Origin of the sequence: Pseudomonas veronii (genome assembly GCF_001439695.1) — a bacterium.
In the GTDB taxonomy this organism is placed as follows: domain Bacteria; phylum Pseudomonadota; class Gammaproteobacteria; order Pseudomonadales; family Pseudomonadaceae; genus Aquipseudomonas; species Aquipseudomonas veronii.
This window is the reverse complement of the sequence record NZ_JYLL01000011.1, coordinates 124112-139515: the sequence shown is the minus strand read 5'-3', so window position 1 is coordinate 139515 and position 15404 is coordinate 124112. Positions and strand designations below refer to the sequence as shown.

Here is a 15404-nt window from a genome sequence, read left to right as displayed (position 1 = left end):
CTTACGAGCACAGCCGGCCTTTTTGGGTTGCTGCGATTACTGGCGGGCGGCCAGCAACCGCTTGTGGCGGTTGCGCCGGGCGATGTTCAAGCACTCGATCGCCGCCGAGAACGCCATGGCCGCATACACGTAGCCTTTTGGCACATGGGCACCGAAGCCTTCGGCGATCAGGGTCATGCCGATCATGATCAGGAAGCCCAGGGCCAGCATCACCACGGTCGGGTTGTCGTGGATGAACTTGGCCAGCGGTTCAGCCGCCACCAGCATCACGATGACCGAGGTCACCACGGCAACGATCATGATCGGCAAATGCTCGGTCATGCCCACGGCGGTGATGATGCTGTCGATGGAGAACACCAGGTCGAGCATCAGGATCTGGCCGATGGCCGCAGCAAAGCCGATGGACACGACATTGCCGCTGCTGGCCTTCTCTTCAGGCTCCGGGTCCATGCTTTGATGGATCTCGGTGGTTGCCTTCCAGACCAGGAACAGGCCGCCGGCGATGAGGATCATGTCCTTCCACGAAAACGCCTGGCCGAGGATCTCAAACACCGGCGTGGTCAACTGCACGATGAACGCAATGGTGCTCAACAGGCCCAGGCGCAACACCAACGCCATGCTGATGCCGATGCGCCGCGCCTTGGCCCGGTGCTGCTCGGGCAATTTGTTGGTGAGGATCGAGATAAAGATCAGGTTATCGATGCCCAGCACGATTTCCATCACGATCAAGGTCGCCAGTGCGACCCAGGCGGTGGGGCTGGCGGCCAGTTGTACAAGGTAGTCCATAGATCAATCCTGACGTTGTGCTGGGAAATTAGGCTTCTTTACGCGTCGATTCAGACTCGTTTTGCGGCTGATCGTCTTTTTTCTGCGGACTGATCAGGCCTTGGGTCGCTTCACTCAATGCCTGCTCGGCGGCCTTGTGGGTGTCATCGATCACTTGCTTGGCCGATTCGCTGGCCTTGCCCATCACCTGCTGTGCGCTTTTTTCGACCTGATCACAACCGCTGACCACTACTAATGAAAGCGCAAGCAACGATGCCGCGCCCAGAGAATTGAGTTTCATGATGTTTTCCTCATTAGAACCATTGGGTCCAAATAGTGGCCCCTCGATAGCGATGCATTCTATGCAGGGGAACACTTCAGGAAAATTCGTATTTTTCTCGCGTATACTTCGGTTTTAACGAAGTGTAGGCCGGCATGCTCAATTACCGACAATTGCATTACTTCTGGGTGGTGGCCAAGACCGGCAGCATCGTGCGCGCCTGTGAGCAACTGAACCTCACCCCCCAGACCATCAGCGGGCAGATCAGTCTGCTCGAGCAAACCTTCGGTATCGCCCTGTTTCAGCGGGTCGGCCGTCAGCTCGAGCTGACCGAAGCCGGGCGCCAGGCGTTGCCCTATGCCGAGCAGATGTTCCAGACCGGCAACGAGTTGGAGGCGATGTTGCGCGCCCAGCCGAATGAGCAGCAGATTCTGTTTCGGGTCGGGGTGGCGGATGTGGTGCCCAAATCCATCGTCTACCGGCTGATCGCGCCGACCATGGAGCTCAGCGAGCCGATCCGCATCACCTGCCGCGAAGACAAACTCGAACGCCTGCTCGCCGACCTGGCGATCCAGCGCCTCGACCTGGTGATTTCCGACAGCCCCATGCCCACGCATCTGGACATCAAAGGCTACAGCCAGAAGTTGGGCGAATGCGGCATCAGTTTTTTCGCTACCCAAGCACTGGCTGACCGACACCGCGGCGTTTTCCCACAGTGTTTACAGGGCGCGCCGCTATTGATTCCGGGGGCGGAGACCGTGGTGCGCAGCCGCTTGCTGCGCTGGTTTGCCGAGCAACAGATCCAACCGAAGATCATCGGCGAGTTCGACGACAGTGCCTTGATGCAGGCATTCGGCCAATCCGGCAGCGGGATCTTTATCGCCCCCAGCGTGATCGCCGATGAGGTGGTGCGCCAGTACGGCGTCGCGCTGATTGGCCAGACCGAGGCAGTGACCGAATCGTTCTATGCGATTTCGGTGGAACGCAAGGTCAAGCACCCCGGCATCGTGGCGATTACCGAAGGCGCCAGGCGAGAACTGTTCACCGCCCTGCCCTGAGGGTTCAAGCGCCAGTCGGCAGCGGTTTGGCGCTCATCAGCCACAGCGCCAGCAGCATCGACACCAGGATGAACCCGGACGCAGCCAGGCCCAGGCTGGCCAGGCCGAGGGTGTCGATCACATGCCCACCGACCAAGGCGCCGAGACCGATACCGAGGTTTCCACCGGCAATATTCAGCGACGCGGCAAACGCCGGCGCATGCGGCGCAGCCTTCATCAGCCGCACATGGCTGACCAGGAACATCGCCGCCTGGGTCACGCCCCACACGGCCATCGCCGCCGCCAGGCCGATGGTGGAGTGAATCGCCGGCACCAACGCGACCATGCCGCCGATCATGAACCCGCAGAACACCATCGACGCAATCAAGGGGTGGCGATCCACCGCACGGCCGCCCAGGGAGTTGCCGATCAACCCGACCGCGCCAAAGCCCATCAGGCACCAGCCGACCAGCGTGCCGTCGAAGCCGGCCAGGCGCTCAAGGATGTCGGCCAGGTAGGTGTAGGCGGTGAACATGCCGCTGAAGACCAGGATCGACAGCAGGATATGCCCCTGCATCAACGGGCTGCGCAGCAGCTTGAATTGCGAGCGCAACGTCACCTGCGCGTTCTTCGCCTGTGTCACCGGCAGGTAGACAAACAGCAGCAGCGCCTTGGCCAAGGCAATCACCGCGAGGACCGCAAACGCGCTGCGCCAGCCGAACATATCGGAAATCAACGTGCCCACCGGAATGCCGAAGACGGTGGCGCAGACGATCCCGAAGCCGATCTTCTCGATGGCGCGACCGGCGTATGCCGGGCCGACGATGTCCACCGCCGTTTCACTGGCCAGCGCCCAGAACACCGGCAAACCCAACGCCGGAATCAAGCGCGCGAGGGACATCACCCAGATATTCGGCGCCAGCGCCGCCACGCCATTGGCCACGGCGAACATGATCAAAATCGTGATGAACAGGCGCTTGCGCTGGAACCGCGCGCAGTAGGCCGTGAGAAACGGGCCGAACGCCGCCACGGTGAACGCAAACAGGGTCACCAGCAGGCCGGCCTGGGACACGCTGACGTTCAGGTCCCGGGCAATCGACGGCAACAGGCCGACGATAATGAATTCTGTGGTCAGCACGGTAAAACCGGCGGCCGACAGCAGCAGGATGGGAAACAGCATGAAAACTCCAGAAACGACAACATCAACGAAAGCCCGGAGGCCCGCTGACGAAGAGGAAAGATGAGAGACGGCGATATTAACAGGATCTGTGCGAATTGGCCGCAAATGGGTGACGGAATGCCGCATCAACAGGGACATTTCCTACAGCATGATAGACTCCGCGCCCGCTTCCTACAGCGCGCTCCACCTGCAATGCTGCGTCCTACTAAAAAAACCAGAGACAACCGTTTATGACTGCTGCCCCTTCCCTTTTCCAACGACTCACGCGCGTCAGCCTGGTCACGCAAATCGTCATCGGCCTGATCGCCGGTATTCTGCTGGCCTTCGTGTTGCCCGACGCCGCCAGGGCCACCGGTTTCATTGGCAAAGTGTTTGTCACCGCGCTGAAGGCCGTGGCGCCGATCCTGGTGTTCGTGCTGGTGATGGCGTCGATCGCCAACCACAAACACGGCCAGGAAACCCACATCAAGCCGATCCTGTTCCTCTACCTGCTGGGCACCTTCGCGGCCGCCGTGGTTGCAGTGATCGCCAGCACGCTGTTTCCCTCGCCGCTGGTGCTCGCCACCCACGACGCCACCGTGAGCGCCCCCGGCGGCATCGTCGAGGTGTTGCAGAGCCTGTTGCTGAGCGTGGTGGACAACCCGGTGAGCGCGCTGATGAACGCCAACTTTATCGGCATTCTGGCCTGGGCCATCGGCATGGGCATCGCGATTCGCCATGCCGGCGAAACCACCCGCACGGTGCTCGATGACCTGTCCAACGGCGTGACCTTGATCGTGCGCGTGGTGATCCGCTTCGCGCCCCTGGGGATTTTCGGCCTGGTGGCCTCGACCCTGGCCACCTCCGGCTTCGGCGCCCTGCTCGGTTACGCCCACCTGTTGGTGGTGCTGATCGGCTGTATGCTGTTCGTGGCGCTGGTGATCAACCCGGCCATCGTATTCTGGAAACTGCGCCGCAACCCCTACCCACTGGTATTGATGTGCCTGCGCGAAAGCGGCATCACGGCATTCTTCACCCGCAGTTCGGCGGCGAACATTCCGGTGAACCTGGCGTTGAGCAAACGCCTGGGCCTGCATGAAGACACCTACTCGGTGTCGATCCCGCTGGGCGCCACCATCAACATGGCGGGTGCGGCGATCACCATCACCGTGTTGACCCTGGCCGCCGTACACACCCTGGGCATCATCGTAGACCTGCCCACCGCCGTGCTGCTCAGCGTGGTCGCCGCCATTTGCGCGTGCGGTGCGTCGGGCGTGGCCGGCGGTTCGCTACTGCTGATCCCGCTGGCGTGCAGCCTGTTCGGCATCTCCAGCGATATCGCCATGCAGGTGGTGGCCGTAGGTTTCATCATCGGTGTGTTGCAGGACTCGGCGGAAACCGCGCTCAACTCGTCCACCGATGTGCTGTTTACTGCGGCGGCGTGCCTGGGCAAGGAAGAGCAGCCGGTTTAAACAGCGCTCGCAAAAAAGCCCGGGGCCGTTCACAGCGGAACGACCCCGGGCTTTTTTATTTTATGCGCTCAGTACACGGTTATTCAGAAAGCGCCCATGTAATCACGCTTGCCCACTTCCACACCGTTGTGACGCAACAGCGCGTAGGCGGTGGTGACGTGGAAGAAGAACTGCGGCAGGCCGTAGGTCAGCAGGTAGGACTGGCCGCTGAAGCGCTTCTCTTTCGGCGTGCCTGGGCGAGTGATGATCTCGATGCCTTCTTTGCCGTCGATTTGCTCGGGCTTGATGCTGTCCATAAACGCCAGGACCTTGGCGATCAGCGCTTGCAGGTCGGCGAAGGTCACTTCGTTGTCTTCGTATTTCGGCACTTCGATCTCGGCCAGGCGCGCGGAAACGCCCTTGGCGAAGTCGACGGCGATCTGCACCTGGCGCACCAGTTGGAACATGTCCGGGAACAGGCGCGCTTGCAGCAAGGCGTTGGGTTCGATGTTCTTCGCGGTGGCGTGGGCTTCGGCTTTGTCCAGCACACCGCTCAGGGCGGTGAGCATTTGCTTGAAGACTGGGACGGAAGCGGCGTACAGGGAAATAGTCATGACAGTCTCATCGGTAAGGGCTGGGTTGGAACCAGCTGCGATTATAGCCATGCCGGCCGCTTGTCTTTTATTTTTTCGGGATTAGGCTAGTGCGTTCACTGCATAGGGAAAGCGCGATGACCGCTGAACACGATATCGACACCCCTGAGCCGCGCCTGAACAGCACGGAAATCCGCATCCTAGGCTGCCTGATCGAAAAACAGGCGACCAACCCGGAAACCTACCCCCTGACCCTCAACGCGCTGGTGCTGGCGTGCAACCAGAAGACCAGCCGCGAGCCGGTGATGAACCTCAGTCAAGGCCAGGTCGGCCAAAGCCTGCGCGTGCTGGAAGGCCAGGGTTTCACCCGCCTGGTCATGGGCAGCCGCGCCGACCGCTGGGAACACCGGGTCGACAAGGCCCTGGAATTGGTGCCGGCCCAGGTGATCCTGACCGGGCTGCTGTTTCTGCGTGGGCCGCAGACGGTCAACGAACTGCTGACCCGCAGCGGGCGCATGCATGACTTCGAAGACGCCGACCAGGTCGTACACCAGTTGGAACGCCTGATTGCGCGGGGGCTGGCCGTGCTGGTGCCGCGCCAGGCGGGGCAACGCGAGGATCGCTATACCCACGCGCTGGGCGACCCGGCGGATATCGAGGCGATTATCGCGGCGCGCGGCAACCCGGTGGAACGCGGGGCCGGCGGGGTCTCAGTCGAGCGCATCGAAGAGCTGGAAGCGCGGATTGCCGCGCTCGAAGAACGGCTGGCACAGCTGGAACAGGCCTGACACGCTCAACCCCCTGTAGGAGCCGGCTTGCCTGCTCCTACAGGTGATTGGCCGCGCTGTTCAGCCTCGCGCAAACGCGACGGCGCTTTCGAACTGCTCCTGGGTCGGCCGCACCCCGGTGTACAACACAAACTGCTCCAGCGCCTGGATCGCGATCACTTCCAGCCCGGTGATCACGCGCTTGCCTTGGGCACGTGCGCGCACGATCAACGGTGTTTCCGCCGGGATCGCCACCACATCGAACACAGTCTGCGCCTGGTCCACCGCGTCAGCCTCGAAAGCCAACTGATCGGCCTCGGCCCCGCCGGTCATGCCGATCGGCGTGACGTTGATCAACATCTGCGGGCGCAGATCGCCCAATTGCGCCTGCCATTGATAACCCAGGCTCTGCGCCAGCGCCCTGCCCGCCGCTTCGTTACGCGCCACGATCACGCCATTGGCATACCCGCCGTCGCGCAGGGCGCTGGCCACGGCTTTGGCCATGCCGCCGCTGCCGCGCAGGGCAAAGGTCGAATCTGTCGGCACTGCATGCTTTTTCAACAGTTGCGCGATGGCGATGTAGTCGGTGTTGTAGGCCTTGAGATGGCCGGCCGTGTTGACGATGGTGTTCAGGGACGCGATGGCTTTGACCGAACTGTCCAGTTCGTCCACCAGGGCAATACTGGCCTCCTTGAACGGCATCGACACCCCGCAACCGCGAATCCCCAACGCCCGGATACCGCCGATCGCGCCGGCTAAATCCTGGCTGCTGAAGGCTTTATAGTAGAAATTCAGACCCAGTTGTTCATACAAATGGTTATGAAATCGCAGGCCGAAATTCCCGGGACGCGCCGACAGTGACATGCACAGTTGGGTATCCTTGTTGGGGTGCATCTGCATGGGTAACTCCTTGAAGTAAGCAAATCGGTACAGACCTTACACAATCTTTACCAATCGGCCGTGCTGTTTTTCAGAAATACGTTGTCTTAAAAGTATCCCCGCGACATTACTTGAGCCAATTGATTGCAGGCCACAAGCGCAGGGGCTAACCGAGGAATGACCATGATTCGTAAAATCCCCAAGATCGCCTTGCTTATCGGTGCACTCGCTATGGCAGGCCAAGCCTCCGCCCACGGTGGTGGATGGGGTGGTCCGGCCGTCTTGGGTGCGTTAGTCGGCGCCGCCGTCGTAGGCTCCGTGGTTGCCAGCCAACCCCGTGAAGTCTATGTGCAGCAGCCGGTGTATGTGCAACCGCAACCGGTTTACGCCGCACCGCCGCCTGTGTACTACGCACCACCGCCGCCGGTGTATGTGCAACAAGAAGTCTATTACCGCCCGGCGCCGGTGTATTACGGGCCACCGCGTGGCTATTACGGCCACCCCCACGGCTACTATGGTCGCGGTTGGTAAGCTTGAACCGATCTGCCTGAACCGGCCTCGCCCACCCGCGGGGCCTTTTTTTGCATGGCGTTTTATCGCACCTCGCGCGGATTGATCGTACCAAGGTCGTTATAAGGACAATGGCCGAGTCGTAATCCCACATCATCGAAGCCGAAAGTCTACTTGCCCGACCGGGTCTCGCGCTGTCATGTTTGTGTCACGACTCACTTTCACTATCCCACCTCTGAACCCGATAACAACAAGGACGGCTGACCATGCCCACGCAAAACCCACACCACGTAGCCGGACTCTGTACGTCCAGCAAGGTCTACAGCGCACTGACCGAACTCAAGCACCTGGAAGGCCACCGCAGCGCAAAATTCCTCGCACTGCTGACCGAAAGCCTGGTGCGCAAAGGCCTGCTCAATGAGCAAGAAGTGGTACACATGCTCGATCAAGTGGTGGAGTGACGCCTGGCGTTGATGTCGACTATCAAGCCGGGTGATTTTTCCTCGACGCTGGCACCCCGTAAGGTGACCCCCATAGCGATTGGAGGTTCATATGCCCACTATTCAGATCATGTCCGTCATCGGCAGCGCCGTTCCTGCCCCCCTGCGCAAGCTGGGTGTACTCGCCTGCTGGTACCTGATGCACGATGGCGAACCCGTCAGCGGCCCGCTCACGTCGTTATCGGCTGCCGAGCAACAAGCGGCAACCTTCAGGCTGCGCGCCTGAGGCCTAGGGCAACGGCAACTTGAGCCGCGGCTTGCTTTCGACAAACAACGCCCAGCTGGACATGAACAACGCCGCCACCAGCGGCCCGATCACAAAGCCGTTGAGGCCGAACACCGACAGGCCGCCCAGGGTCGAGATCAGAATCAGGTAGTCCGGCATCTTGGTGTCCTTGCCCACCAGGATCGGGCGCAGCACGTTATCCACCAGGCCGATGACGAACACACCAAACAGGCTCAGCACCACGCCTTGCCAGATCGCCCCACTCAGCAGGAAGTACGCCGCCACCGGCCCCCACACGATCCCCGCGCCCACCGCCGGCAGCAGCGACAAAAACGCCATCAGCACCGCCCAGAGCAACGCGCTGGGAATGTCCAGAAACCAGAAGATCAAACCGCCCAACGCGCCTTGGGTCACGGCAACCAACACGTTGCCCTTGACCGTGGCGCGCACCACGCGGTTGAACTTGAGTTGCAGGCGGCGCTTTTGCGGCTCGGCCAGCGGCACCGCCGTGCGGACTTTTCGCACCAGCTCCGGGCCGTCACGCAGCAGGAAAAACAGCAGATACAGCATGATGAAAAAACTCACCAGGAAATCGAACGTGCCCTGGCCAAAGCTGAACGCCTGACTGGCGAAGAACTGGCTGCCCTGCATCGCACTCTTGACGATTTTCTCGCGCAGGCTTTCCAGGTTGCCCATGCCGAAGCGGTCCAGAAGGTGCTGAAAATAAGGTGGCAGGAAGTTCTTGAACTGTTCGATATACCCGGCCACGTCCAGCTTGCCGCTTTCGACATTTTTGTACAGCGTGGCCCCCTCCTGCACCAGCAAGGCGCTGGTGATGATCACCGGCAGAATCGCAATCACCAGGCACACCGTCAGGGTGGCCAGGGAGGTCAGGTTGCGGTTCCAGCCTGATTTCACCTGCAGGCGCCGCTGCATCGGGGCAAAGATGATGCCCAGGATGACCGCCCAGAACACCGCGCCGTAAAACGGCAGCAATATCCAGATAAAGGCAACGGTCACCAGGGCCAGCAGTAACAGCAGAGTCTTGAATTGCAGATTGGTTTGATTCATGTCCGATCCAGGTCAAAAAGCCGGGCGCGCGCTTGCGTCCACGTGCTTAGTCCGTCGCAAATCCCGGGAGTGCCTTTTTTGTTGCAGCAAGCGTAGACCTGGATCAATAAATCCCTGCACGCGTTCGGCTACGCTCGCGGCCTTTTGGGCCCACTCCCCATGTCTCTCGTCCTTGCACCCGAACTGCTCGCCCCCGCCGGCACCCTGAAAAACATGCGCTACGCCTTCGCCTACGGCGCCGATGCGGTATACGCCGGCCAGCCGCGCTACAGCCTGCGCGTGCGCAACAACGAATTCGACCACGCCAACCTGGCCCTGGGCATCGAGGAAGCCCATGCACTGGGCAAGCGTTTCTACGTGGTGGTCAACATCGCGCCGCACAACGCCAAGCTGAAGACCTTCCTCAAGGACCTGGCCCCGGTGATCGCAATGGGCCCGGATGCGTTGATCATGTCCGACCCCGGGCTGATCATGCTGGTGCGTCGCCACTTCCCGATGATGCCCATCCACTTGTCGGTGCAGGCCAATACCGTGAACTGGGCCAGTGTGGAATTCTGGCAACAGCAGGGCATCTGCCGGGTGATCCTGTCGCGGGAATTGTCCTTGGAAGAGATCGGCGAAATCCGCGAGCAAGTGCCGGCCATGGAGCTGGAAGTGTTTGTCCATGGCGCGTTGTGCATGGCCTATTCCGGGCGCTGCCTGCTCTCCGGCTATATGAACAAGCGCGACGCCAACCAAGGCACCTGCACCAACGCCTGCCGCTGGAAATACCAGGCCACGCCGGCGGTGGAAAACGCCACCGGCGATATCGTCCAGGAATATCAGCCGGAACCCACACTGGGCATTGGCGCGCCGACCGATCAGGTGTTCCTGTTGCAGGAGGCCAACCGCCCGGATGAACAGATGCCCGCCTTCGAAGACGAGCACGGCACCTACATCATGAACGCCAAGGACCTGCGCGCGGTGCAGCATGTGGAGCGCCTGACCCGCATGGGCGTGCATTCGTTGAAGATCGAAGGCCGCACCAAGTCCCACTTCTACTGCGCGCGCACCACCCAGGTGTATCGCCAGGCCATCGATGACGCCGTGGCCGGTCGCGAATTTGACCGCAACCTGATGACCAACCTGGAGTCACTGGCCCAACGCGGCTACACCGAAGGTTTCCTGCGTCGCCATGTACACGACGAGTACCAGAACTACCAGAACGGCAGTTCGGTGTCGGAACGTCAGCAGTTCGTCGGCGAATTGACCGGCGAGCGCCGGGGCGAGCTGGCGGAGGTCAAGGTGAAGAACCGCTTTGCGGTGGGCAATCACCTGGAACTGATGACCCCCGCCGGCAACTTTCACTTCGACCTGGCCACCCTGCACAACGCCAAGGGCGAAGCCATCGAGGTGGCGCCGGGGGATGGGCACACGGTGTATGTGCCCTTGCCGGCGCAGATGGATCTGCGTTTCGGCCTGTTGATGCGCGACGTCGAGTAACCCCGTTCAGATCCTGAACTGAGCCACCAGTTGGCCCAAGCGCTGGCCGAGGTCGGCCAGGCTGCGCGACGTCTGGGCGCCCAACTGGGTTTCATCGGCCACGCTGTCGACCGCCACGGCAATCTGATGCACGCTGCGGTTGATCTCTTCGGCGACCGCGGTCTGTTCTTCGGCGGCGCTGGCAATTTGCGCGTTCATCGAGTTGATGGTGCCGATCAACTGCGCCATGGTGTCCAGCGACGCCCCGGCTTCGTTGGCTTGGGCCGAGGTGCCGTCCCCGGCATCGCTGGAGCGGCGCATGGCCTCCACGGCGGCGACCGTGCCTTTTTGCAGGCGATCGATCATGCCCTGGATTTCCTGGGTGCTGGTCTGGGTACGACTGGCCAGGGCACGCACTTCGTCGGCGACCACGGCAAAGCCGCGACCGGCCTCCCCCGCCCGCGCCGCTTCGATCGCGGCGTTAAGGGCCAACAGGTTGGTCTGCTCGGCAATCGAGCGGATAACGCCGAGCACGCTGACAATCGACGACACATCCTGCTGCAAGCTGTCGAGGGACACGCCGCTGCTGCGGATATCGTTCACCAACGCATGGATCTGCGCGATGCTGCCGTCCACCACGCGCTTGGCAGCCTGGCCCTCGGCGTCGGTCTGTTGCGCAGCCACGGAAGCGCCTTGGGCACTGCGCGCAACCTCCTGGGCGGCGGAAGACATTTGATTGATCGCGGTGGCCACCTGGTCGGTCTCGTGACGCTGACGCTCCATGGCCTGCTCCGAACGCTGCGCCTGGTCGGACACCTGGCCCACCAGCCCGGTGAGTTGCGCGGTCATTTCGGTGATCTGGCGCACCAAACCGTGGATCTTTTCGACAAACCGGTTGAAGGCCCCGGCCAGATCGCCCAGCTCATCCTGGCTGGTGATAGCCAGGCGCCGCGTCAGGTCGCCCTCACCGGCAGCGATGTCGTCGAGGTTGGCTTTCATCAGGTGCAGCGGACGCAGGATGGTATTGGCCAGGACCATGCCCGCCGCCGCAATCACCAGCAGCACCAGCACGGCCACACCGAAGATACTCAGCAATACGCCCTCCATGCGCTTCTTGACCTTGGCCTCGACCACCGCCACCTGGGCATCGATGCCATCCAGGTTGACCGAGGTGCCGAATACCATGTCCCACTTGGGCAGGTATTCGGTGTAGCCAAGCTTGGGCACCAGTTCGGTCTGGCCGGGCTGGGTCGAGCTGTATTGCAGGTAGTGGGTGCCGTCCTTGCCGACCTTGACCAGGTCGCGGTTGACGTAGACGCCATTGGGGTCGCGGTTGTCCTTGAAGCTCTTGCCCACGCCGTCCGGGCTGTTGCCCTTGAACAGGCGGATGGTTTCGGAGTCGTAGCCGAAGAAGTAGCCATCCTTGCCGTAGCTGGTATTGGACAGCAGCTTGACCACCTCGGCACGCGCCGCCGTATCGCCCGGGGCGGCGGCGTCGTAGAGCGGCTTGATGGTGGTCATGGCCACTTCCACATAACTCTGCAGAGTGGCCTTGGCGGCGTCGAGCAAGTGCTGGCGGGTCTCATCCACCTCGTTGCGCGCTTGCCCCTTGAGGATCCACACCGTGGTCAGGCTGATCACCAACGCAAACAACAGCACCGGCACGATGGCCAGGCACAGGACTTTGACCTTCAGGCTCAGACGCATGGCTTTTCTCTCTTATTAGTGGCGGCTTAAGAGGTTAACGGCCAGTTGCGCAGATTCTGTAGGACGACCCCGTCAGAGCGTCATCGCCGCCACCCAGCCGAACACCAGCAGCGGGATGTTGTAATGCAGGAACGTCGGCACCACGGTGTCCCAGATATGGTGGTGCTGGCCGTCGATATTCAGGCCGGAGGTCGGGCCCAGGGTCGAGTCCGACGCTGGCGAACCGGCATCGCCCAAGGCGCCGGCCGTGCCGACGATGCACACAATGGCCAGCGGGCTGAAGCCCAGTTGCACACACAGCGGCACGAAAATCGCGGCCAGGATCGGCACCGTGGAAAACGACGAACCGATGCCCATGGTCACCAGCAGCCCCACCAGTAACATCAGCAACGCCCCGATCCCACGGCTATGGCCGATGAACGCCGCCGACGTTTCCACCAGCGAGCGCACGTCACCGGTGGCCTTGAGCACTTCGGCGAAGCCTGAAGCGGCAATCATGATGAAGCCGATCATCGCCATCATCTTCATGCCTTCGGTGAACAGGTCGTCGGTCTCGCGCCAGCGCACAATGCCCGATACCGAGAAAATCAAAAACCCGGCCAGGGCGCCGATGATCATCGAGTCCAACCACAACTGAATGATGAACGCCGAGGCGATCGCCAGGCCGGCCACCAGCAGGGTCAGTGGGTTGTATTGCACCGCGACCTGTTCGACCCGCTCGATTTTCTCCAGGTCGTACACGCGCTTTTTACGGTAGCTGACAAACACCGCCACCAGCAGGCCGACCACCATGCCCAGCGCCGGCAGGCCCATGGCGTGGGTCACGTTGACCTGGCTGATGTCCACGCCGCTCTTGGCCACGTTGGCCAGCAGGATCTGGTTGAGAAAGATGTTGCCGAAGCCCACCGGCAGGAACATGTAGGGCGTGATCAAACCGAAGGTCATCACGCAGGCGATCAGGCGACGGTCCAGTTGCAGTTTGGTCAGCACGTACAGCAACGGCGGCACCAGCAGCGGGATAAACGCGATATGAATCGGCAGGATGTTTTGCGAGGCGATCGCCACCCCCCACAGCAGGCCGATCAGTAGCCATTTGACATGGCTGCCGCCGCTGGCTTCCTGGCGATCGACCAGCAGCAACGCCTTGTCCGCCAGGGCATGGGCCAGGCCGGACTTGGCAATCGCCACCGCGAAAGCGCCGAGCAATGCGTAGGACAAAGCCACTGTCGCGCCACCACCCAGCCCACCGTTGAAGGCCTGGAGCGTGGCGTCGATGCCCAGGCCACCGGTCAGCCCGCCCACCAGGGCGCCGACGATGATGGCGATGACCACATGCACGCGGGACAAGCTGAGCACCAGCATGGTGCCGACCGCGGCGATGACTGCGTTAATCATGGTTACCTCAAGCAAAAAACAAAATACAGGCATGCCCGCACCGGCATGACTGCCGGTGTGCAGGCTGGAAGGAGGTCTTATTAGAGGGCGCGCACTTTGCAGCAGGCGCGGTCGCATGTCAAAAAACGACGTCGCTTTCAAATTTAAATTGAACGTTTGAATAAAGAAAAAAATACAGCCGCCGATATAAAGGCTCTCTATGTTTTCAGGTAAAGGATGCTCCGCGATGTCCCTCAGACAGCTGTCCATTCAATGGAAAATCACCCTGCTCGCCGGCCTCTGCCTGCTGGGGATCGTGACCCTGCTGGTGGGTCTGTCGCTGTATCGCATGGAACAGAGTTCGCAGCAGGTCAAAGCCTCCAGCATGCACATGCTCGACGAAGCGGCCCGGGCGCGTATCGAAGCCCAGGGCGAAGCGCAGGCGCTGGGCATCCGCCAGCAGTTCATGGATGCCTATCAATACGGTCACGGGTTTTCCCGCCAGGTGCTGTTCCTGCGCGAACAGGCAGAAAAGCGCTTCCTTGACGCCTTCGACACCCGTGAAGACTTGACCCGCCAGGTCAAGGCCGCCTTGCAGGCCAACCCCGACCTGCTCGGCTTGTCCCTGGTGTTCGAAGCCAATGCCCTGGACGGCAAGGACGAGCTGTTCGTCAACCAGCCAGAGCTGGGCAGCAACGACAAAGGCCGATTCGCCCTCTATTGGTCACAGCCGACGCCCGGCAAACTCACCGCCATGTCGCTGCCCGAAAGCGACATGTCCGACACCAGCATCGGCCCGAGTGGAGAAAAGGCCAACGCCTGGTTCACCTGCCCGCGCACCACCCTCAAACCGTGTGTGATCGAACCGTACTTCTATGTCATCGACGGCCAAAACGTACTGATGACCAGCCTCGTGTTCCCGCTGATAGTGAATGGCAAAGTCATCGCCTCGCTGTCGGTGGACATCAACCTCAACAGCCTGCAGGCGGTGAGCCAGCAGGCGAGCCACACGCTGTATGACGGCCAGACCCAGGTCAGCATTCTCAGCGCCACCGGCTTGCTGGCCGGCTACAGCCCGGATGCGAGCAAGCTCAGCCAGCGCCTGGACCAGGTCGACACCGCCAGCGGCGCGCAATTGCTCAGCGCCCTGGCCGGCAGTACGCGGATCAGCAGCCTGCGTGCCGACCATCGACTCAAGGTCCTGGCACCGTTCACGCCGATCCCCGGCGGCAAGCCGTGGGGCGTGTTGCTGGATGTGCCGGAAAAAATCCTGGTGGGCCCGGCCGAAGCGCTCAAGGCGCAACTGGACGCCGACAACGCCCGTGGCACCCTGCTCGAGTTGAGCCTGGGCCTGCTCGCCGCCGTGATCGGCCTGGGACTGGTGTGGCTGATGGCGCGCAGCGTGACCCGGCCGATCCTGAGCGTGGCGCACATGCTCGAAGACATCGCCAGCGGCGAAGGCGACCTGACCCGCCGCCTGGACTACGCCAAACAGGACGAACTGGGGCAACTGGCCGGCTGGTTCAACCGCTTCCTCGACAAACTGCAGCCGATCATCGCCGAGGTCAAACGCTCGGTGCAGGACGCCCGCGGCACCGCCGACCAATCCGCCGCGATCGCCAGC

At 61.7% G+C, this 15404-nt stretch carries 15 protein-coding genes and 2 pseudogenes; 8 read left to right on the top strand and 9 right to left on the bottom strand.

Annotated elements, in window-relative coordinates; genetic code table 11:
* Positions 1-36: 36 nt before the first annotated feature.
* Entirely contained in the window at positions 37-786 is a 750-nt protein-coding gene (locus TU80_RS15985; protein WP_057004902.1) for a TerC family protein, read from the bottom strand.
* A gap of 28 nt (positions 787-814) precedes the next feature.
* Entirely contained in the window at positions 815-1066 is a 252-nt protein-coding gene (locus TU80_RS15980; RefSeq protein WP_017847031.1) for a hypothetical protein, read from the bottom strand.
* A 134-nt stretch (positions 1067-1200) separates the two neighbouring features.
* On the opposite strand from TU80_RS15980, the gene nhaR reads away from it, so the two are divergent.
* Entirely contained in the window at positions 1201-2103 is a 903-nt protein-coding gene (gene nhaR / locus TU80_RS15975) for a transcriptional activator NhaR (RefSeq protein ID WP_017847030.1), read from the top strand.
* Positions 2104-2107: 4 nt separating this feature from the next.
* On the opposite strand, the gene TU80_RS15970 is transcribed toward nhaR, so the two are convergent.
* A complete protein-coding gene (locus TU80_RS15970; protein WP_046483161.1) occupies positions 2108-3262 on the bottom strand; it encodes an MFS transporter in 1155 nt (384 codons plus the stop codon).
* A gap of 230 nt (positions 3263-3492) precedes the next feature.
* Here TU80_RS15970 and sstT point away from each other — a divergent pair, with 230 nt between their 5' ends.
* Complete coding sequence (gene sstT, locus TU80_RS15965) at positions 3493-4713, top strand: serine/threonine transporter SstT (RefSeq protein WP_057004901.1); 1221 nt, start codon at positions 3493-3495, stop codon at positions 4711-4713.
* Positions 4714-4796: 83 nt separating this feature from the next.
* Here sstT and TU80_RS15960 read toward each other — a convergent pair whose 3' ends face one another.
* Positions 4797-5306: a DUF1993 domain-containing protein gene (locus TU80_RS15960; protein WP_017847025.1), complete on the bottom strand. Its 510-nt coding sequence runs from the start codon at positions 5304-5306 to the stop codon at positions 4797-4799.
* Between the two features lie 116 nt (positions 5307-5422).
* On the opposite strand from TU80_RS15960, the gene TU80_RS15955 reads away from it, so the two are divergent.
* Entirely contained in the window at positions 5423-6073 is a 651-nt protein-coding gene (locus TU80_RS15955) for a YceH family protein (protein ID WP_046384033.1), read from the top strand.
* Between the two features lie 60 nt (positions 6074-6133).
* Here the strand turns inward: TU80_RS15955 and TU80_RS15950 are convergent, their stop codons facing one another.
* Positions 6134-6952 carry a shikimate 5-dehydrogenase gene (locus TU80_RS15950; protein ID WP_046384034.1) on the bottom strand — a complete coding sequence of 273 codons (819 nt, stop codon included), beginning with the start codon at positions 6950-6952 and terminating at the stop codon, positions 6134-6136.
* 156 nt (positions 6953-7108) lie between these two features.
* On the opposite strand from TU80_RS15950, the gene TU80_RS15945 reads away from it, so the two are divergent.
* The 3 genes from TU80_RS15945 to TU80_RS33080 all read left to right on the top strand — a co-directional run bounded on the left by TU80_RS15945 (position 7109) and on the right by TU80_RS33080 (position 8167).
* Positions 7109-7462 (top strand): hypothetical protein, encoded by a 354-nt coding sequence (locus TU80_RS15945; RefSeq protein WP_046384035.1) that lies wholly within the window; start codon positions 7109-7111, stop codon positions 7460-7462.
* Between the two features lie 245 nt (positions 7463-7707).
* A complete protein-coding gene (locus TU80_RS15940) occupies positions 7708-7902 on the top strand; it encodes a hypothetical protein (protein WP_017847021.1) in 195 nt (64 codons plus the stop codon).
* Positions 7903-7993: 91 nt separating this feature from the next.
* Positions 7994-8167, top strand: a complete 174-nt coding sequence (locus tag TU80_RS33080) for a hypothetical protein (RefSeq protein WP_017847020.1) — start codon at positions 7994-7996, stop codon at positions 8165-8167.
* A 3-nt stretch (positions 8168-8170) separates the two neighbouring features.
* Here the strand turns inward: TU80_RS33080 and TU80_RS15930 are convergent, their stop codons facing one another.
* The gene (locus TU80_RS15930) at positions 8171-9238 is read right to left on the bottom strand and encodes an AI-2E family transporter (RefSeq protein ID WP_017847019.1); all 1068 of its coding nucleotides are present in this window, start codon (positions 9236-9238) and stop codon (positions 8171-8173) included.
* Positions 9239-9397: 159 nt separating this feature from the next.
* On the opposite strand from TU80_RS15930, the gene trhP reads away from it, so the two are divergent.
* Positions 9398-10720 (top strand): prephenate-dependent tRNA uridine(34) hydroxylase TrhP, encoded by a 1323-nt coding sequence (gene trhP, locus TU80_RS15925; RefSeq protein WP_046384037.1) that lies wholly within the window; start codon positions 9398-9400, stop codon positions 10718-10720.
* Positions 10721-10726: 6 nt separating this feature from the next.
* Here trhP and TU80_RS33995 read toward each other — a convergent pair whose 3' ends face one another.
* The 3 genes and pseudogenes from TU80_RS33995 to TU80_RS15915 form a co-directional block, all read right to left on the bottom strand.
* Positions 10727-11482, bottom strand: a complete 756-nt coding sequence (locus TU80_RS33995; protein ID WP_371918425.1) for a methyl-accepting chemotaxis protein — start codon at positions 11480-11482, stop codon at positions 10727-10729.
* A gap of 102 nt (positions 11483-11584) precedes the next feature.
* Positions 11585-12406, bottom strand: a pseudogene (locus tag TU80_RS33990) (cache domain-containing protein); the annotation flags it as partial.
* 72 nt (positions 12407-12478) lie between these two features.
* Positions 12479-13798 carry a Na+/H+ antiporter family protein gene (locus TU80_RS15915; protein ID WP_169796387.1) on the bottom strand — a complete coding sequence of 440 codons (1320 nt, stop codon included), beginning with the start codon at positions 13796-13798 and terminating at the stop codon, positions 12479-12481.
* A 202-nt stretch (positions 13799-14000) separates the two neighbouring features.
* Between TU80_RS15915 and TU80_RS33985 the strand changes: the two are divergent.
* Positions 14001-15317, top strand: a pseudogene (locus tag TU80_RS33985) (PDC sensor domain-containing protein); the annotation flags it as partial.
* Positions 15318-15404 lie beyond the last annotated feature (87 nt).